Annotated in this window: 20 protein-coding genes (1 of these 20 only partly in view); 8 read left to right on the top strand and 12 right to left on the bottom strand. The window is 73.2% G+C overall.

Going from position 1 to position 18,152, the window contains the following annotated elements; all coding sequences use genetic code 11:
- The 4 genes from DEIGR_RS00265 to DEIGR_RS00250 all read right to left on the bottom strand — a co-directional run.
- Positions 1 to 772, bottom strand: the 5' portion of a protein-coding gene (locus DEIGR_RS00265; RefSeq protein ID WP_236704609.1) for an ABC transporter permease. It extends 344 nt beyond the left edge of the window; only the first 772 of its 1,116 coding nucleotides appear in the window; it begins with the start codon at positions 770 to 772; its stop codon lies beyond the left edge, outside the window.
- 94 nt (positions 773 to 866) lie between these two features.
- Positions 867 to 1,796: an ABC transporter substrate-binding protein gene (locus tag DEIGR_RS00260; RefSeq protein ID WP_083523865.1), complete on the bottom strand. Its 930-nt coding sequence runs from the start codon at positions 1,794 to 1,796 to the stop codon at positions 867 to 869.
- 106 nt (positions 1,797 to 1,902) lie between these two features.
- Positions 1,903 to 2,196 carry an Lrp/AsnC family transcriptional regulator gene (locus DEIGR_RS00255; RefSeq protein ID WP_046843758.1) on the bottom strand — a complete coding sequence of 98 codons (294 nt, stop codon included), beginning with the start codon at positions 2,194 to 2,196 and terminating at the stop codon, positions 1,903 to 1,905.
- 92 nt (positions 2,197 to 2,288) lie between these two features.
- Positions 2,289 to 4,037: an E3 binding domain-containing protein gene (locus DEIGR_RS00250; RefSeq protein WP_058974285.1), complete on the bottom strand. Its 1,749-nt coding sequence runs from the start codon at positions 4,035 to 4,037 to the stop codon at positions 2,289 to 2,291.
- Positions 4,038 to 4,305: 268 nt separating this feature from the next.
- On the opposite strand from DEIGR_RS00250, the gene DEIGR_RS00245 reads away from it, so the two are divergent.
- From DEIGR_RS00245 to csaB, 4 genes are all read left to right on the top strand, one after another.
- Positions 4,306 to 5,355: a Glu/Leu/Phe/Val dehydrogenase family protein gene (locus DEIGR_RS00245; protein ID WP_058974284.1), complete on the top strand. Its 1,050-nt coding sequence runs from the start codon at positions 4,306 to 4,308 to the stop codon at positions 5,353 to 5,355.
- Positions 5,352 to 5,966: a uridine kinase gene (udk, locus tag DEIGR_RS00240; RefSeq protein ID WP_058974283.1), complete on the top strand. Its 615-nt coding sequence runs from the start codon at positions 5,352 to 5,354 to the stop codon at positions 5,964 to 5,966. Before DEIGR_RS00245 ends, udk begins: the two co-directional genes overlap by 4 nt.
- 126 nt (positions 5,967 to 6,092) lie before the next feature.
- Positions 6,093 to 7,964 carry a DUF5693 family protein gene (locus tag DEIGR_RS00235; RefSeq protein ID WP_407638296.1) on the top strand — a complete coding sequence of 624 codons (1,872 nt, stop codon included), beginning with the start codon at positions 6,093 to 6,095 and terminating at the stop codon, positions 7,962 to 7,964.
- The gene (csaB, locus tag DEIGR_RS00230) at positions 7,961 to 8,932 is read left to right on the top strand and encodes a polysaccharide pyruvyl transferase CsaB (protein WP_058974282.1); all 972 of its coding nucleotides are present in this window, start codon (positions 7,961 to 7,963) and stop codon (positions 8,930 to 8,932) included. Before DEIGR_RS00235 ends, csaB begins: the two co-directional genes overlap by 4 nt.
- A gap of 196 nt (positions 8,933 to 9,128) precedes the next feature.
- Here csaB and DEIGR_RS00225 read toward each other — a convergent pair whose 3' ends face one another.
- Both DEIGR_RS00225 and DEIGR_RS00220 read right to left on the bottom strand, forming a co-directional pair.
- Positions 9,129 to 9,593 carry a PaaI family thioesterase gene (locus tag DEIGR_RS00225; protein WP_058974281.1) on the bottom strand — a complete coding sequence of 155 codons (465 nt, stop codon included), beginning with the start codon at positions 9,591 to 9,593 and terminating at the stop codon, positions 9,129 to 9,131.
- Positions 9,594 to 9,799: 206 nt separating this feature from the next.
- A complete protein-coding gene (locus DEIGR_RS00220) occupies positions 9,800 to 10,210 on the bottom strand; it encodes a hypothetical protein (protein WP_058974280.1) in 411 nt (136 codons plus the stop codon).
- Positions 10,211 to 10,284: 74 nt separating this feature from the next.
- Between DEIGR_RS00220 and surE the strand changes: the two genes are divergently transcribed.
- The gene (surE, locus tag DEIGR_RS00215) at positions 10,285 to 11,058 is read left to right on the top strand and encodes a 5'/3'-nucleotidase SurE (RefSeq protein ID WP_058974279.1); all 774 of its coding nucleotides are present in this window, start codon (positions 10,285 to 10,287) and stop codon (positions 11,056 to 11,058) included.
- Here the strand turns inward: surE and DEIGR_RS00210 are convergent, their stop codons facing one another.
- From DEIGR_RS00210 to DEIGR_RS00200, 3 genes are read right to left on the bottom strand one after another with little or no spacing between them, the layout of a single operon-like run.
- Entirely contained in the window at positions 11,059 to 11,511 is a 453-nt protein-coding gene (locus DEIGR_RS00210) for an SRPBCC family protein (RefSeq protein WP_153013567.1), read from the bottom strand. It lies immediately after the preceding gene.
- A 5-nt stretch (positions 11,512 to 11,516) separates the two neighbouring features.
- Entirely contained in the window at positions 11,517 to 11,744 is a 228-nt protein-coding gene (locus tag DEIGR_RS00205; RefSeq protein ID WP_058974277.1) for an antibiotic biosynthesis monooxygenase, read from the bottom strand.
- Between the two features lie 16 nt (positions 11,745 to 11,760).
- The gene (locus DEIGR_RS00200; protein WP_083523864.1) at positions 11,761 to 12,801 is read right to left on the bottom strand and encodes a LysM peptidoglycan-binding domain-containing protein; all 1,041 of its coding nucleotides are present in this window, start codon (positions 12,799 to 12,801) and stop codon (positions 11,761 to 11,763) included.
- A gap of 66 nt (positions 12,802 to 12,867) precedes the next feature.
- Here DEIGR_RS00200 and truA point away from each other — a divergent pair, with 66 nt between their 5' ends.
- The gene (gene truA, locus DEIGR_RS00195; protein ID WP_058974276.1) at positions 12,868 to 13,674 is read left to right on the top strand and encodes a tRNA pseudouridine(38-40) synthase TruA; all 807 of its coding nucleotides are present in this window, start codon (positions 12,868 to 12,870) and stop codon (positions 13,672 to 13,674) included.
- Here truA and DEIGR_RS00190 read toward each other — a convergent pair.
- Positions 13,644 to 14,327, bottom strand: coding sequence for a class I SAM-dependent methyltransferase (locus DEIGR_RS00190; RefSeq protein ID WP_058974275.1), 684 nt, complete (start codon positions 14,325 to 14,327; stop codon positions 13,644 to 13,646). The genes truA and DEIGR_RS00190 overlap by 31 nt on opposite strands.
- 206 nt (positions 14,328 to 14,533) lie before the next feature.
- Here DEIGR_RS00190 and DEIGR_RS00185 point away from each other — a divergent pair, with 206 nt between their 5' ends.
- Positions 14,534 to 15,076 carry a hypothetical protein gene (locus DEIGR_RS00185; RefSeq protein ID WP_058974274.1) on the top strand — a complete coding sequence of 181 codons (543 nt, stop codon included), beginning with the start codon at positions 14,534 to 14,536 and terminating at the stop codon, positions 15,074 to 15,076.
- Here the strand turns inward: DEIGR_RS00185 and DEIGR_RS00180 are convergent.
- Complete coding sequence (locus DEIGR_RS00180) at positions 15,063 to 15,911, bottom strand: class I SAM-dependent methyltransferase (RefSeq protein ID WP_058974273.1); 849 nt, start codon at positions 15,909 to 15,911, stop codon at positions 15,063 to 15,065. The two genes, DEIGR_RS00185 and DEIGR_RS00180, sit on opposite strands and share 14 nt — an antisense overlap.
- 80 nt (positions 15,912 to 15,991) lie before the next feature.
- On the opposite strand from DEIGR_RS00180, the gene DEIGR_RS00175 reads away from it, so the two are divergent.
- A complete protein-coding gene (locus DEIGR_RS00175; RefSeq protein WP_058974272.1) occupies positions 15,992 to 16,825 on the top strand; it encodes an alpha/beta fold hydrolase in 834 nt (277 codons plus the stop codon).
- 9 nt (positions 16,826 to 16,834) lie between these two features.
- Here the strand turns inward: DEIGR_RS00175 and DEIGR_RS00170 are convergent, their stop codons facing one another.
- Positions 16,835 to 18,085: a cytochrome P450 gene (locus DEIGR_RS00170; RefSeq protein WP_058974271.1), complete on the bottom strand. Its 1,251-nt coding sequence runs from the start codon at positions 18,083 to 18,085 to the stop codon at positions 16,835 to 16,837.
- Positions 18,086 to 18,152 lie beyond the last annotated feature (67 nt).

Genomic DNA, 18,152 nt, shown 5'->3' with positions numbered 1-18,152 from the left:
CGTTACGCAGCACCGGCAGCAGCGCGTACAGCGTCATGGCGGTCAGGGCCGGGGCCACGCCGATCCCGCTGACCCCGGCCTCGCGCAGGGCAGGCACGGCGTTCGCCAGGGCCGACAGCGGCGCGATCAGCAGGCCCAGCAGGGCGAGGCTGGGCAGGGTCTGCACGGCGTTCGCCACGCCCAGCACGGCGTCCGCGACCCGCGCGTGACCCGCCGCCCACACCGCCAGCGGCACCCCGATCAGCACCGACAGGCCCAGCGCGCTCCCCACCAGCCGCAGGTGCTGCGCCAGCTCCTGCACCCAGCGCGGCCCCTCGCTCCGGCCCTCGACGAGCACCGACCAGTCCGCCAGGTGCCCGCCCAGCAGCAGCGCCAGCGCGGGCGGCAGCCACAGCCACGCCACCCAGCGGCGCTCCGGCAGGGCCAGCCCCGCCGCGTAGGTCGCCACGCCCGCCCCCAGCAGGTACAGCCACACGCCGCTGGCCGCACTCGCCCGCGCGAAGTCCGCCTGATCGGTCAGCGCCGCGGCCGTGCGCCCGCCCAGCAGCCACACGCCCAGCAGCAGCGCCAGCGTGGCGGGCAGCCACACCAGCCCGCGCCGCACCTGACCCGTCAGTGCAGGCAGCAGCGCCAGCACGGCCGCCAGCGCCACCCACGCGGGCGGCAGCCGCAGGTATTCCCCGGGCGCCAGTCGGTTCGGGCGCAGCAGCACCCACGGCAGCCACGCCCCCGCCAGCATCGGCAGGGCCGCCAGCCACAGCACCAGCCGCACGTCCCGCCGCGCAGCAGCAGGGGCAGGAGCCTGCGCCCCTGCCCCGCCGTCACGCCGCGCCGTCCTCACCACCGGGCCCAGCGCGGCGGCCGCATCACTTGATCAGCCCCTTGCCCTTCAGGTACTCGCGCGCCACGTCCTGCGCCGTGCGGCCCTCCAGCGCCACCTTAGCGTTCAGGCCCTGCAGGGTGCTCTGGCTGAGCGTGGCGAACGTCTTGTTCAGGATGGCCTCGACCTGAGGGTTCGCCTTCAGGGTCGCCGTGCGGATGATCGGCGCGGGCTGGTACACCGCCTGCGCGCCCTTGGGATCCTTCAGCGCGACCAGCTTCAGGGCCGCCAGCGTGCCGTCGGTGCCGTAGGCCATGGCGGCGTTCACGCCGTTCGTGCCGCTGGCCGCCGCCTGCTGCGTCTGGGGCGGCGTCGCCCCGGCCAGCACCAGCTTCTGCTCGGCCTTCAGCTTGAAGCCGTACGTCTCCTCGAAGGCGGGCATGGTGTCCGGGCGGTTGAAGAACTCCGGGCTGCCCGCCATCTTCAGCTTCCCGCCGCCATTGACGTACCTGGCGAGGTCCGCGACGCTACTCAGCTTGGCGCTCTGGGCCAGCGCCTGCGGCACCGCGATCACCCAGGTGTTGTTCACGTTCGCGGGCCTGAGCCACGTCACGCCGTTCTTGCTGTCGAGCTGCCGCGCCAGGCCGTAGATCGTGCCGGGGTTCCCGGCCTGCTTGGCGCTGATCTTCGCCTTGGGGAAGAGGTACACGGCGTTCCCGGTGTACTCGGGGTACACGTCGATCTCGCCGGCCAGGATCGCCTTGCGGTTCACGCCGGTATCACCCAGGTTCGTCTTGTCGGTCACGTCCAGCCCGGCGTTCCGCAGGGTCAGGACGATCATCTGCCCCAGGATCTGCGCCTCGGGGTCGAGCTTGCTGCCCACCACGATGGCCTTCGCGGACGCCGAACCCAGCGCACCCGCCGTCAGGAGGGCCGCGCCCAGCAGGGCCACGCGATTCAGTTGACGATGTCTCATGGGTGCAACGTACCCGCCCGCCCCTGGCCCCCCGGTGGGGCAGGTCACAAAACCGCCCCGCACCGGCAGGGCGTAAAGGTTTCTTAAACCAGCCCGGGGGCGCCCCTCAGCGCTGCTGCGACTCGTCCAGCCCCACCCCGAACCCCTGGTCCAGCAGCGAGTCGTTGTACGTGCGGAACGCCAGCATCGTCTGCGTGCGCGTGATGCCCTCGACCTTGCGCAGGTGCCCGGTCACCACGTCGTCCAGATCCTCGTAGCGCGTCAGTTTCAGGATCGCCACGATGTCCCACTCGCCCGTCACCGAGTACACCTCGCGGACACTCGGGACGCCCGCCAGCGCCTCGGCCGTCTCCTGCACGCGCTGCCGCTCGGCCTGCACCATCACGATCGCTGTCACCATGCCCGCCATTGTGCGCCGCGCGCCCGCTGCGGCACAACAGAAAGGCCGCGCCCCTTCCCGTGGTGGGAGGGGCGCGGCCGACAGCGCGAGGGTTACAGCACCAGCAGGATCGGCTGTTCCAGCGTCCCGGCCACCTGCGCCAGGAACTGCGCCGCGCGCGCCGCGTCCACGTCGCCGTTCAGCGTCAGGGCCGCGCGGCCCTCCTGCACGCGACCCACGCTGAGCGTCGTCGTGTGCGGGAAGTGCAGGTCGTCCAGATCCATCGCCCCGGCGTCCACCACCAGCAGGTCCGGCGTGCCGGTGAACGCCCCGGCGTCCAGCGCGTCGCGCAGGCTGCCACTGCCCGCGGCCAGGGCGCCGCCGTCGGCGTGGACCGCCACGCTGCCCAGCCCCAGGGTGTCCGCGTGACGCTGCGCCGCGCGCGCCACCAGCAGCGCCAGCGGCAGGTCACGCGAGAGCGCCGCCGTCACCTGACCACGCAGGTCATGCAGGGCCGCCACGTCCGCGTCGCGGCGCAGGTACGCGCCGAACCACACGCCGTTTGACGGCATCGCCGCTGCGGGCGCCGCTACCGCGGCCACAGGAGCGACCTCGGGCTCGCTGACGGCAGGCGTCTCGACCTCGGGCTGCGTGTCCTGCGGTGCCGTGACGTCCGCCTGGGCCGCGACCGGCTCGGGTTCGGCCACAACAGGTTCGGATGCAACGGGTTCGGCAGAGACCGGTTCGGCGGCAGGGAGTTCCGCGGCAACGGGGTCAGCGGTGAGGGGTTCAGCCGCTTCCGGTTCGGCCTCGACAGCTGCGGCCGCCACGTCCGGCGTCCCGGTGCCCATATCGTCCGTGCCCGTATCTTCAGTGCTCGTATCTTCAGCGCTCGTGTCCTCGGCGCGCTCCTCTGCGCTCTCCTGGGCCTGCGCGGCGACCGGTTCGGGCTCGGCGACCGGCGCTTCGGCGGGCGTCCCGGTGGGCAGGGCGGGTTCAGTGGCCTCGTCGGCCGGCTGCGCCCAGGCCGCGTCGGCAGCCTGACGGCCATCCGTCCAGGCGGCGGCGGGCGCCTCCACCTCGGGCATGTCGGGCGTGGCGGGCGCCTGGTTGACCGGGGCAGGAGTGGCCGGGGTGGGGGTGGGCTCGGGCTCGGGCGCCGGGGCGGGCGCGTCGGCCGGCTTCTGGTACAGGCGCGAGAGCAGGCTGCCCAGACCGGCGGCCAGGCCACCGGCCGCCGCCGGAGCGGCCACCGCCGCGGCCGGCATCTCGGGCTGGACCGACGCCGCGACCGGCTGTTCGGCCGCCGCAACGGGCTCTGGCTCGACCGGTTCGGGCTCGGGCATCTCGGCCATGAGGGGCGCGGGCGCCTCGAAGCTCGGGGCGGGCGTCACCTCGGGGGCGGGCATGCTGAAGGCAGGCGCGGCCACCTCGGGCGTGTGGACGGGGGCCACGTGGGCGGGTTCCTCGTCCTCCAGTTCGAACTCCAGCGCGTCCTCCTCGAGACTCTCGCTGCTGGGGCTCTCGCTGCTGCTCACTTCGGCCTGGGCGGGCGCCGCCGCGCGGGTCTGCTCCACGAACGCGGTCAGGTCGGTGTCCACCCCGGCGCGGCTGAGCATGTCCGCGCTCATGCCCGCGCGGCCCAGCATGTCGGCCGTGGGGACTTCCTCGCCGTTCCAGTCGGGCGGGGGCAGATCGACGGGCGTGTCGGGCGGATCTTCCTCACCGCTCATGACGCGCGACAGGTAGTTCAGGATGTCCTGTTCGACAATCTGACCCCCGGCGCCCGAACCCTGCATTTTCTGCCAGTCAATCCCGTTCGCTTCTGCCAGAATCTTGGCGAGCGGAGCAATCCGATCCATTCATTTCCCCCTTTGTGCGCCACATTGTAAGCGACTTCCTGATGGTGTGACGCGGGTTTTTCCCCACTGCCGGGCCCGGCAGGAGGCATGCGAACGCAACCACGCGCATGCAGGCATGCTTCAGCCTGCCGCGGCGCGTCTGACAGCGTTCTTTCAGGGGGGGCACCTGCCCCGCGCGGCGGGTGCTACGCTGCGGGGCGACCCGCGCCCGGGAGCAGGGAGGCGCACAGGAGGCGCCCGCCGCCCCGGGCGCCACAACAGGAGTGATATGCAGATACTTGAGGAGATGCAGTCGCGCGGCCACGAGGCCCTGACGCTGCTTCATCACGCGCCCAGCGGCCTGCGCGCCGCCCTGGCCGTGCATTCCACCGTGCTGGGCCCCGCCATTGCCGGCGTGCGCCTGCGCGAACAGGACGAGGAACTCGCCATCCGCGGCGCGCTGGCCCTGTCCGAGAGCCTGACCCTGAAAGCCGCGCTGGCCGGCCTGAACTACGGCGGGGGCGCCTGCGTCCTGATGACCCCCGAGTGTGGCATGGACGACCCGCACGCCAGAGAGGCGCTGTTCCGCGCGCTGGGGCGGCAGGTGCGGCCCATGGAGGCCCGCGTGGTCCTCACCGAGGACATCGGCGTGAGCCCCGCCGACATCGCCTTCGTGGCGCAGGAGACCCGCTCCACGCTGGGCATGCACACCGACACCAGCGCCGTCACCGGGTACGGCGTGTACCGCGGCATGAAGGCCGCCGCGCGCTTCGCGCTGGGCAGCGAAAGCATGCGTGGCGTGCGCGTCGCCATCCTGGGCGTCGGCGCCGTGGGGCGCGCCCTGGCCGCGCACCTGCACCGCGAGGGCGCCCGCCTGACGGTCGCCGACGACCGCCCGGAACGCGCCGAGGCGCTCGCCGAGGACCTCGACGGGGTGACCGTCGTGGGCTGCGACCAGATCCTCGACGTGCCCTGCGACATCCTCGCCCCGTGCGGGTACGGGCACTCGATCCGCAGCGTGGACGTCCCCCGCCTGCAGTGCCGCCTGATCGCGGGCGGCGAACACCACCCCCTGACCCGCCGCGGCGAGGACGCCGTGAAGGAAGCGGGCATCGTGTACATGCCGGACTTCGCGATCAACTCGGCGGGCCTGATCGCCGCCGCGACCGACCTCGACATGAACCAGGCGGCCGAACGCGTCTACCAGACCGTCGGGCGCATCACGGCCGCCGCCGAGCAGTACGGCAAGGCCCCCCACGTCGTCGCGCGGAAGATGGCCGAGCGGCGCATCGCCCTGATCGGCAGCCTCGGCGGGGCCGGCACCTGGAGGCAGGCATGAGTCTTCCCTTCGTGATCGGCGTGGCCGGCGGCTCCGGCAGCGGCAAGACCACCGTCACCCGCCGCGTCGTGGACACCGTCGGGCAGGGCGGCGTGGCGGTCCTGAACCAGGACAACTACTACCGCAACCAGGACGACATCCCCTTCGAGGCTCGCCTGAAGACGAACTACGACCACCCGGCCGCGTTCGACTGGACGCTGCTGCGGGAGCACATCGACGCGCTGCTCTCGGGCGTGCCCATCGACATGCCCGAGTACGACTTCACGCGCCACACCCGCGCCCCGCACACCACCACCGTGCTGCCCGCCCCGGTCGTGGTCCTGGAGGGCTTCTTCGCGCTGTACGACGAGGCGCTGCGCGAGCGGATGCACCTGAAGGTCTTCGTGGACGCCGACGCGGACGTGCGCTTCATCCGCCGCCTGCTGCGCGACACGCAGGAACGCGGCCGCACGCCCGAGAGCGTCATCGAGCAGTACCTGGAGTACGTGCGCCCCATGCACCTGAGCTTCGTGGAACCCACCAAACGCTACGCGGACGTGATCATCCCGCACGGCGGCATGAACGAACCCGCGCTGGACATGCTCGCCGCGCGCATCCGCACCACCATCTGACCCGCCCCTCCTGCGCCCCCCGCTGCCCGCCAGCGGCGGGGCGCACTTTCGGGGGATGACGCCCACCCCGGCCGCGCGTCACGCTGAGCGGCAGCCGCGCCCGCGCGACCAGACCCTGACCTTAGGATGTGCCCTGTGACCCAGCCCGCCCACCCCACCCCGCCTGCCCCGCCCACCGGGCCGGGCCTGACCGTCCCGCCCGCCTCCCGGCACCGCCTGACGCCGCTGCTGCTGGGCCTGATCCTCCTGAGCGCCATTCCCGCGCTGATCCTCGCCGTTCAGCGCGTCCAGCACGAGCAGGCGCAGAAGACGGCCGCGCTCGTCATGGACTACCCGGCGGTCGTCACGCAGGCCCGCCGCTTCGGCCGTGACCCGCTGGACCTCCTGGCCGAGTACCAGCGCCAGGGGATCAACGGCGTCGGCATCTACGAGGACGTCATCGGGAACCTCGCGCAGCGCGGCGAGGTGTACCTGAAAAGCGGCGCCGACCTGCGCGCCGAGACCGGCGACGCCGCCGTCAGTCCCCGCAACTTCTACCTGCGCTCCCTGAAACCCGGCGTGGCCGAGGCCCTCCCGGCGCGCTACACCATCCCCACCCGCACCGTGCAGGTGGACGGGCAGACCTGGACCGAGTGGCCCACCGACCCCACCTTCCTGCCGGTCGGGCCGGACGAGGCCCTGATCGGGACCCTGAAGGCGCGCGGCTTCATGCTCGTGTACCGCCCCTACGCGGACGACGCCGTGCGCGAGCCCGGCGCGGACTGGCCCGACGTGCCCTTCGTGATCTTCAACGGCGAGGAAGTCATCGGCGCGCGCACCCCCGAACTCCTGGCGAAGATCAACGAGCGCCTGGGCGACCGCGTGCCCGCCCTGATCGAGGCCACCCCGCAGCGCGGCCTGGACACCCTGATCGCCACGCACGGCGCGGTGCGCACCTTCAGCGTGAACCCCGCCTGGCAGCAGCGGCTGGACCCCATCACGCTGGCCAGCAAGTACAACCTCGCCGCGCGTGAACGCAGCATGCGCCTGCTGTATGTCCGCCCCTACCCGACGATCAACGAGACCAGCGACCTGCTGAGCCGCACGAGCGACCTGCTCAGGAAATCCGGCGTGACGGTCACGCAGCCCGTCATCGAACCCTTCCGCGAGAACACCCTGCTGCGCACCCTGAGCCTGATCGGGCCCGTCGCGGCGCTGCTGCTGCTGGGCCTGAGCTACCCCCTGGTGCGCCTGGGCCTGCTGATCGCCGCCGCGAGCGGCGCCCTGGCCCTGGTCATGAACAGGTTCGACCCCTACGCCGGGGTGGCCCTGATCGCCGCCGTGACCTTTCCCGCGCTGGGCCTCGTGCTGCGCCGCGCCCGCGTCAGCGACTGGTTCGTCGCCACCGGCCTGAGCCTGACCGGCGTGCTGTTCGTCTCCGCGCTGGGCGCCACGAAGGACAGCGTGCTGGGCCTGGACCCCTTCCGCGGCGTGGGCCTGACCCTGCTGCTCCCGCTGCTGCTGGTCGCCGCGAGCTTCCTGCCCCGCCAGGACCTGCGCAAGACCATCCAGGACGTCTACAACGCCCCGATCAAGCTGGGCGACATCCTGATCATGGTCATCGCCGCCGGGGTGTTCGCGCTGGTGTTCCTGCGCCGCGGCAACGCCACCGGCGCCAGCGTCAGCGACACCGAGGCGAAGATCCGCCAGGACCTGCAGGACACCCTGGTCCGCCCCCGCTTCAAGGAGATGGCCGGGCACCCCCTGGGCCTCGTGGGCCTGAGCGGCGTCCTCCCCGGGTACTTCGGCGCGCTGCTGATCCTGGGCGGCGTCGTCGGGCAGTCCAGCATCCTGAACACCTTCAGCCACTTCCACACGCCGCTGCTGATCAGCGCCCAGCGCTGCTTCCTGGGCCTGGGCGTGGGACTCATCGCCGGTCTGATCGCCATTCAGGTCGTGCGCGCCGCGCTGCACCTGTGGCGCACGCACGGCAAGGCCCCCGCCGAGGTGCAGGCATGAAGGTCACCGTCAGCGGCTACTACGGCTTCGGCAACACCGGCGACGAGGCCATCGCGCTGGCCATCACCCGCGAACTGCGCAAGTACGGCGCGGCGCCCCTGCTGCTCTCCAACACCCCCGAGGACACCGCCCGCACCTACGACTGCGACAGCGAGGCCCGCATGCAGCCCGCCGCACTCCTCGGCGCGCTGCTGCGCTCGCAGGTCGTGCTGTCCGGCGGGGGCGGGCTGCTGCAGGACCGGACCAGCGCCCGCAACCTCACGTACTACCTGGGTGTCATCCGCCTGGCGAAACTGCTGCGCCGCCGCGTGGTCGTGTTCAACCAGAGCATCGGCCCCCTGACCCCCGAGGGCGGCCGCCGCGTCGCCCGCGCCCTGCGGGGCGTGCCGGTCATCGTGCGTGACCGCGGCAGCCTCGACACGCTGGAAGCCCTGGGCATCCGCGCCGAACTGGGCGGTGACCCCGCCCTGCTGCTGGCCCCCACGCCCGGCCTGACCCGCGACCCCCGCCGCGTGATCGTCGCGCCACGCGGCGACGTGATCGACGCCACCGAGGCCCTGAAGGACGTCGTGCGCCGCCTGCGCGCCGAGGAGCGCCACGTCACCGCCCTGAGCTTCATGCCCGACCACGACGATCAGGCCGCCCACAGCCTCGGCGCGGACGAGGTGCTCAGCACCCGCGACCCGCAGGTCGCCCTGGACGCCATCGCGCAGAGCGGGTACGTGATCGGGGTGCGCCTGCACGCCGTGATCCTGGCCGCCGCCAGCAGCACGCCCTTCAGCGGCGTCGCGTACGACCCCAAGGTGCAGGGCTTCTGCGACGACGCGGGCGCCCCCGCCCACCCCACCCGCCTGGACGCCGCGCAGCTGACCGACGAGGTCCTCACGCGCCGCCTGCCCGACTGGACGGCCATCGAGGACATGCGCCTGCGCGCCGCGCAGAGCTTCAGCCGCGCCCTGAACCGCTGACCCCCACACACGAGAAGGGCCCCCGGCGTTGCTCTCCGGGGGCCCTTCCCGTGCGCGCTCACAGCGGTTTCCAGTTTCATTGAGGGGCCAAAGGCACGCCCCTCAACTCCACCTCCAACCGCTGTCCTTCTCAGGTGCTCGCTCCGCTCGATTCATCGGGATTGAGAAAGACCTTCAATCCCTCTGAATTCTGCTGTCAGGCGCCGGTGGCGATCACGTTGCAGGTGCAGCGCGCCATGCTCGTCACGCGGCCCCGCCCGTCGCGAATCTCGATACTCCAGACGAGCACCGTCCGGCCCCGGTACGCCAGCGTCCCCTCGCCCGTCACCCAGCCGTCCGTCACGCCGCGCACGTGCGTGCCGCTCAGGTCCACGCCCACCGCCACCTGCCGCGCCGGGTCCAGGTTCATCCACGAGCCCACACTGGCCAGTTCCTCCGCCAGCGCCAGGTTCGCCCCGCCATGCAGCCGCCCCGCGGGCTGCCGGTTGCCGTCCACCGGCATGCGCGCGACGACCCGGTCGCGGGACACGGCCGTGAACTCGATGCCCAGCCGCGCGCCCAGCGTGCCGGACAGGGCGTTCATGCGCCCCGCCAGTTCCTCCGGGCTCAGGGTATCCAGTTCGTGCGCGGTCGGGAACTTCAGGTCCGGGTGCAGCGTCATGCCCACATGCTAGCGCCCCCGCCACCGGCGGGTACCCGCCCGGCCACGCCCCGAACCTCCCGTGGCCGGGTCATACGGACTCCGGTTGAAAGGTTTGCACAATCTTTCAACCCGAGCGGACGCGAGAAGGAGTGAAGCGGATTCCGGACGTGGAGTTGGCAGATCGGTGATCTTCCGATCTGTGAACGAAACAGACGGAATCCGTATCAGGACAGCGCGCAGCGGTACGTGACGTTCTCCCAGCTGAACTTCAACCCGAACAGCTTCCAGGTGCCCAGCAGCGCCGCGAACGTCACGCGGCCCACCGGCTGTCCCTGCGCCACGTACCGCCGGTAGTGCGGCGCGATCTGCGGCAGCGTGCGCCCGGCCTCCAGCACCGCCGCGCCCGCCTCGTTCGTGGCGAGCTGCGTGACCTGCCACCGCAGCGGCCCCGCCTCCTCCAGCGTCAGCGCCGCCGCGAGTTCCGGCCGGTCCGGCGCGAGACACGCCACGCGCTGCACCGTCACCGGCCGCCCATCCGCGGCGCGCACCTGCTGCACATGCGTCAGGGCCGGGAAATCCCCCGCCACCGCCAGCGACCCCAGCCCGATCAGCGCCCACACCCGCAGGTGACCCATACACCAGGGTACGCCCACACCGGACCACCCGCGCGACACATCCCCCTGACCGGGTGCGCGCTACCCTGACCCGCATGACTCCGCAGCGCCCCCGCGTGCTCGTCGCGAACGACGACGGCATCTTCAGCCCCGGCATCAAGGCCCTCGCGCAGGCCATGAGCACCTTCGCGGACGTGATCGTCAGCGCCCCCGACGTGGAGCAGAGCGCCGTCGGGCACGGCATCACCATCCGCCGCCCACTGCGCTTCAAGCACACCGCCAGCGCGGGCTTCGGCGACATCCCCGCCTACCGCGTGGACGGCACGCCCGCCGACTGCGTCGTGCTGGGCCTCCACCTGACCGGGAAGCCCGACCTGGTCGTCAGCGGCATCAACCTCGGCCCGAACCTCGGCGACGACCTGACCCACAGCGGCACCGTCGCCGCCGCCATCGAAGGTATGAGCTTCGGCGTGCCCGCCATCGCCTTCAGTCAGCGCGCCACGCCCGCCGGGGAGTACGACTTCGCGCCCGGCGCCGCGTACGCCGCCCGCCTCGCCCGGACCGTCCTGGCACGCGGCCTGCCCCCACGCACGCTGCTGAACGTCAACTTCCCCGCCCACACCCCCACGGGCGTGCGCGTCACCCGCGTCGGCGAGCACCGCTGGGAGGACCGCCTGATCACCCGCCACGACCCCGAAGGCCGCGAGTACCACTGGGTGTCCGGCACGAGCACCGCCCCCGACGCGCACGACCCCGCCACCGACTACGGCGCCGTCGAGGCCGGCCTGATCAGCGTCACGCCCGTCCGCATCGACCTGACCGCCCGCGACCTGATGACCGACCTGGAAGCGGCGCTGCCCGGCCTGTAATCACGGCGCGGCCAGGACGCCCGGCAGGCGCGCGAACGTCGCCTCGTGCGCCGCGCGCGCCTGCCCCACCGCGAACCCCAGCGTCACCCGGGGCGCGGTCACGGTCGTCACCTCGGTCAACCGCGACCCGCCGCCCGGCCGGTCCGCCACCTGCCAGTGCACGGTCAGGCGCGTGCCCAGCGCCGCGCGCACCTCCGACCACACCTTCCCGTTCCCTGCCGTCAGGCGCGCCGGATACCGCAGCGGCACGCGCCACGGCCCCAGCGGCAGCGTGTCCGTGACCACCCAGTCCGTCCACGGGCGGCCCCGCCCGTCCACGCCCGACCCCACCGGCTGCGCCGACACCATCAGCGCGTGCAGCCCCACATGCCGCCGCAGATCCAGCAGGAACGCCAGCACCTCCGCCCCCGGCACGGGCAGGTCCACACTCAGCTCGAACGAACGGGACGGCACGTCCGCTACCGGCTCGCCTGCACCTGGAACACCCAGGCGCGCACGCCGTCGGGCAGCGGCACGGGCGGCACCTCGTCCGCCCAGCGGCTCGCCACCAGCGTCAACTCCAGCTGGGCGGGGGAGAGAAGCAGCTCCGCCCCCAGGAATCCCGGGTACTCGGGCAGGGCGTTCAGGAAGGCGTGCAGGGCCGCGCGGGCCGCCTCCCCCTTCCCCTCGGCGTACTGCACCTGCATCAGGTCTGCCCGGGCATCAGTACAGGCTCAGCGGGTCGCGCGGATCCCAGCGGAGGTACGTGCCGAAGTGCAGGTGCGTGCCCGTGCTGCGGCCCGTGTTCCCCACCCGCCCGACCGGCTGCCCCTGCACGACCAGCTCCCCGGGTTTCACGAGCGTGGCGCTCAGGTGCGCGTACCGGGTGATCCAGCCGTCCGGGTGTTCCAGCACGACCGTCCAGCCCCAGCCCCGCTCGAAGTCCGCGCGGGATTCCAGCACCCGGCCCGAACGCGCCGCGCGGACCGGCGTGCCGTGCGGCGCGACGATATCCACCCCGTAGTGCATCTCGGGACCCTCGTCCAGCACGCGCTCGCCGTAATCGCTGCTGATCGCGTGGTAGCCGGGCAGCGGCCACGCCCAGCGGCCCGGTCGGCTGCCGGTCACCCGGACGGTCACCGCGCGCGAGGCCGTCGCGGTGCGCGGCGGAATGATCAGTTTCGCCCCGGCCCACATGGCCTTCCCGCCCCGGTACTGCGGGTTGGCGTTCACGAGCTGCGTGACGCTCAGCCCGAAACGGCGCGCGATCACCGTGAGGTTCTCGCCGTCCCGGACGGTGTACGTGCCCGCCTTCACGGGCGCAGCGGCCCGCGGGGCGGAGGAGATGGGCACCGTCAGCACCCACCCGGCCTGCACGGCGTCCGCGGTCTTCAGGCGTGGATTCGCGGCCCGCAGGCTCGCCACGCTGACCCCCGTCCGCACGGCGATCCCGCTCAGGGTGTCCCCGGCCCGCACGGTGTACGTCCCGGCCTTCACGGGCGCAGCAGCGGCACGGGGGGCAGAGGAGGTGGGGACCGTCAGCACCCACCCGGCCTGCACGGCGTCCGAGGACTTCAGGCGTGGATTCGCGGCCCGCAGGGCCGCCACGCTGACCCCCGTCCGCACGGCGATCCCGCTCAGGGTGTCCCCGGCCTTCACGCGGTACGACCCGGCGCCCGCCACGCCCGTCAGTCCTGCCGTCAGCACCGCGCCCAGCAGCGCCGCCCGGCCCCAGCTCGCCCCGCCCCGCATCCGCACGCCCATTGCCGCGCAGCATACCCGCCCGCCCCCGCCCGGGCCGTGAGAAAGCCTGCGCTACCCTGTGGGGGCATGACCGAGCCTGCCGACCCGCGACCGGACTACCAGCCGCCCGCCGGGCACCGCCGCCTCCACCTGACCGCCGCGTGGGACGGCGCGCCCTTCGCCGGGTGGCAGTCCCAGCCGGGCGTGCCGAGCGTGCAGGACACCCTCCACGCCGCGTTCGCGGCGCTGGGCGCGGCGGCGTTCCGCCCGGTCGCGGCAGGCCGCACCGACGCCGGGGTGCACGCCGAGGCCATGCCCGCCCACGTGGACGTCCCCGACACCTTCCGGGTGCCCACCGCGAAACTCGCCCGCGCGCTGAACGCTCACCTGCCCCCCACGGTGGCCGTCCTGCACGCCGCCGAGGCACCCGCCGGGTTCCACGCGCGCTTCTCCTGCACCGAACGGCAGTACGTGTACCGCCTGCTGGCCCACCCGCAACGGCACCCGCTGTGGCACGGGCGCGCCCTGCACGTCCCCCACCCGCTGGACGCGGCCGCCATGAACGCCGCCGCCGCCGCGCTGACCGGCACGCACGACTTCGCCGCGTTCGCCACGCAGGAGGACCGCCAGACGGTGCGCGAACTGCGAGTGCTGTGCGTGCAGCCCGGCCCCTTGATCTGGGAGATCCACGTGCACGGCGAGAGCTTCCTGCGGCACATGGTGCGCGGACTGGTCGGCACCCTGCTGCTGGCCGGACAGGGCCGCCTGAGTCCCGATCAGGCCGCCGAGATCCTGCACTCGCGGCAGCGGTCCCAGGCGGGCGCGAACGTCCCCGCGCACGGGCTGTCCTTCACTGGGGCGCGCTATGACCGCTTTGAGGCCAGCACCACGTAGCGTTCCTCGCGGTAGGGGAGGCCGTCCGGCCCGGCGTGCGCGTCCCATTCGGGCACCCGCTCCGGCTCGGTCATCCACTCGCAGCGCGTCACCCAGTCCTGCCGCGTGGGCACGCGCGCCCGCACGCTGACCCGCCACTCGCCCCGCACCTCCCAGCCCACCGCCGCCAGCCGATCGGGTACCTGCGGGACGTCCAGGCGCGGCCCGACGTACAGGAACTCCGCGCCCGGCGCCGCGAGTTCCGGCAGGCGCAGGATCACCGACGTCGGCCCCCGGCGCGACACGATCAGGTCGAACGGACCACGCAGTCCGGAGGGCACCTCGCCCTTCGCGGTCCACTCGTGAACGTCCGCGTGCGGGGCGTTCCCGCGGGCCTGCGCCACCAGTTCCGGCACCGCGTCGAACGCCGCCCAGCGCCCCACCCTTGACGCGAATCGCGCCGCGTCCGGTCCGTGCCCGCACCCGGCCTCCAGTACCCTGACCGCTGGCACCCGCACACCCGGCCCCAGCCGTTCCATGAGCAGCGCGTCGAAGGTCAACTCCGGGTCCGGGCCTTCCAGCACCCGCGCCCACGGGTGACGGTACCCGCCCAGCTCCCGCGCCAGACGCGCGTACCACTCCCGGGAATGCGGCTTCAGCGGTTCGGTGGTCATCCGCCCAGCGTGACACGGATTCCGTCTGTTTCGTTCACAACCCGGAACCACACCGGGTTGCCAACTCCACGCCCGGAACCCGTTTCGCTCCTGCTCGCTCCGCTCGGGTTGAAAGATTTTGCAAACCTTTCAACCGGAGTCCGTATGACACGAGCCTCAAGACTTCACCTGCGCCAACTGGCCTGCCCACCCGCTACCCTGACCCCATGCCCCCCGACTGGCGCGCGTTCCCCGGTCCCCTCCCGCAGCGGGACGGGAATCAGGCCGTGTGGCGCGGCGGACTGGTCGGCTGCGGCGCCCTGAGTGCCGCGTGCCTGCTGCGCCACCACGCCGCGCCCCTGGGCGTGCCCCTGCCCGACCGGGACGCCCTGGCTGAGCAGCTCGCCGCCGCGCAGGGCGCGTTCCGCCTGCCGCTCCCGCAGGGACCGCGCGCCACCTGGCCGTGGGCGTGGCTGAGCGGCCTGAACACCTCCCTGAACGACCGGAACCTGCCCCTGCGCGCCCGTGGACGCTGGGGCCTGCACCTGCGCGACCCCCTGACCGCGCACCTGGACCGCCTGTTCAGCGCGGGGCTGCCCGTCATCGGCTTCGAATTCAGCGCCCGCGAACAGCACTACGGGCTGCTCAGCGCCTACGCGCCCGGCCCGGAGCTGCCCGCGCGACTGCACGTGGACGGCAGCACCATGCACCTCGCGTCCCGCACCGGGCTGGGTGGCGTGTTCTGGATCGAACCGGTCAGCCTCTCCTGACACCCGCCGCCAGCAGGTGCGGGCTGATGCCCAGCAGCGCCGGGTCGCGTTCAGTCAGGCGCAGGGCGCGCAGGATGCCCTCGCGCCGCTGCGGGTCGCGCATGGCGGCGTCCGGGTCGCGCAGCAGCGCGGCCGGGCCCTCGACGGCGTACACGCTCACGTCCCGGAAGCCCGCGCCGCTCAGTTCGCCTTCCAGTTCGTGGGGGTGGTGGAAGTACGCGTCCGTGAAGTGCCCGCGCCGCTGTTCGGGGTTGCGGTGCACGCCGGTGCGGTAGGTGTGCTCGCGGATGGGCCGGGCGTACGCCTCGTCCAGCGCGTCCTCGTCTTTCGTGAAGTCCCCGGCGATGTCGGCGGCGCGGGTGATCGCGGCGGCCAGCACCACCCCGCCGGGCCGCAGGACGCGCGCCGCTTCCGCCAGCGCGCGGGCCCGGTCGCGCGGGTCGGTCAGGTGGTACAGCGGCCCCAGCAGCAGCGCCGCGTCCACACTGCCGTCCGCGTAGGGCAGCGTGCGGGCGTCCCCCAGCGTCACGGACCTCAGGCGGTCCAGGGTGGGGTCCACCCGCAGGCGCGCCACGTGCCCCGGCGTGGCGTCCAGCGCGTGCACCTCGTACCCGGCAGTCAGCAGTTCCCGCGCATACACGCCGGTCCCCGCGCCGATGTCCGCGATCACGGCGGGGCAGGGGGGGAGCAGCAGGCTCAGCAGTTCCAGGGTCCGGGTGAACTCGATCAGGCCCAGCCCGCGCGTCAGGCGGTCATGCTCGCGGTCCTGCGCGTAGTACATGCTGACACCCGCGTGCGCGCCGCCCTGACCGCTGCCGTTCCCTGCGTCCGTCATGCCCCAGCGTACGGACACGCCGTCAGGGGAACATCCGCCGGATGGCTCAGTCCCGAGCCGTGGGGGGTACGCTGCGCCGCATGACCCGAACCCACGTGATCTCCACGCCGACCGGAGCGGTGCAGACGCACGCCCTGGCGACGCGCGCTGCCGGGCGGCCCACGCTGGTGCTCCTGAGCGGTATGGGCGTCCCCGCCTCCTCGTGGTTCACGGCGCAGGACGATCCCCACCTGGCCGGCATGATGCGCGAGCCCGTCTTCCTGGGGCCGGGCGTGAACGACCTGACCGGCGTGCTCGCCTATGACCGGGCGGGGCAGGGCAGCAGCGCGCCTCCGGCTGGCCCCCGGGGTCTGGACGACGCCGTGGCGGAACTGGAGGCGGTGCTCGGCACCTGCGCGTCCGGCCCGGTCGTGCTGCTGGGGCACTCGCTGGGCGGGCTCGTCGCGTTCGAGTTCGCGCGGCGCGACCCGGCGCGGGTGGCGGGACTGGTCCTGCTCGACAGTTCCCACCCCGCTCAGGCGCGGCGGCTGGACGCGGTCCGCACGCCGGGCCAGCGGGCGGCGCAACGTGAACTGGAGCAGGAGATCCGCGAGGGACACCCGGAACGCTGGGACTTCGCACAGGTGTTCACCGGGGAACGCGAGGTGGTGGGGGCCCTGGCGGAGCTGCCGCTGCTGGTCGTCTCGCGCGGGCAGCCGTTCCTCCCGGAGTACCTCACCCTCGACGAGCGTGACCCGTTCACGCCCACGCAGGCCGGGGCATTCACGCGCGGGTGGGCGGCCCTGCAGGCGGAACTGGCCGCCGCCTCCACCCGCAGCCGTCACGTGGTGGCGGCCGGGAGCGGGCACTACCCGCACTTTGATGAGCCCCGGCTGGTCCTGCGGGAACTGCGGGCGTTCCTCGCGCCGCTGTAAGGGACCGCGTCAGCCCAGCTGCACGCGCAGTTCTTTCGGGCCGCGCAGGACGAGGTTCGCCTTGAACGGGGGCTGCGGGTCGGTGACGCGCAGGGCGGGGAAGCGGGTGGCGAGGGCCGCGAAGACCTCCGCGATTTCCAGGCGGGCGAGGGGCGCGCCCAGGCAGTAGTGCGCGCCCGCCGCGAACGCGAGGTGCCGGGCGCTGTTCGGGCGGTCCCAGTCGATGCGGTCGGGGTGGGGGAAGACGTCGGGGTCGCGATTCGCGGCGGCGAGCATGGTCTGCACGTGTGTGCCCGCGCTCAGCGTGACCGTCTGGCCTCCGCTCGTGGGGAGCGTGACGGTGCCTTCCAGGGTGCGCCCGTCGAGCTGCACGGGGGACACGACGCGCAGGAGTTCGTCGGGGACGTTCGGGTGGTCCGGGCGGGCGACCAGCGCCGCCCAGGCGTCCGGCTGGCGGTGCAGTTCGAGCAGCGCGCCGGGGATCAGGTTGCTGGTCGTCTCGTGCCCCGCCGCGAGCAGCAGGACGGCGTTCGCGAGGAGTTCGTCGCTGCTGAGGCGTTCCCCGCCGTCCTCAGCGGCGGCCAGGGCGCTCAGGAGGCCCGGCTGCGGGTGGGCGCGCAGGTCGTCCGCCAGCGTGCGGAAGTACGCGCGCATCTCGGTGGCGTCCGCTTCCAGGCGGGCCATCAGTTCGGGGCTGCTCGTCTCCCCGGCGAGCAGGTCGGCGACGCTCTGGGTCCAGCGGATGAATTTCGCCTCGTCCTCGCCGCGCAGGCCCAGCATGTGCATGATCACGCGCGCGGGCAGCGGCGCGGCCAGCCCGGCCACCAGATCCACCTCCCGGTCCGTGGGCAGGGCGTCCAGCAGGGCGTGCACCTGCGCGCGGATCAGGTCGCGCTGCTCGGCCACGACGCGCGGCGTGAACGCGGCCTGCACCAGGCCCCGCAGCCGCGCGTGCGACGGGCCGTTGTGGAACAGCATCATGGGTTGCAGCAGCCGGATGCTGGCCGTGTCGGCCGGGACCTGTGAGATGAGCGCCCCGCTGCGCGCCGCCGGGGAGCGCAGCACCGCGCTGTTCAGGGCGTGCGACGTGGCGAACGCCGCGCCCCACCCGGCCGGGCTGACCACGCCCAGGGGGTCGAGTGCGCGGACGGCCTCGTACGCCGGGTACGGGTCGCGGGCGATGTCCGGGTGCCACAGAGCCTGCACGGTCGCCTGCACACGCTGCTGCTCGGGGCTGAGGGCTGCCAGGGGGCTGGTCATGCTTCAGGGTGCTCACGGCTCTCCTCGACCTGCAAGAGAAAACGTCGAGTAGAGGTGGCGCGGGCGC

Origin of the sequence: Deinococcus grandis (genome assembly GCF_001485435.1) — a bacterium.
Lineage (GTDB): Bacteria > Deinococcota > Deinococci > Deinococcales > Deinococcaceae > Deinococcus > Deinococcus grandis.
This window is presented reverse-complemented; position numbering and strand designations above follow the sequence as displayed.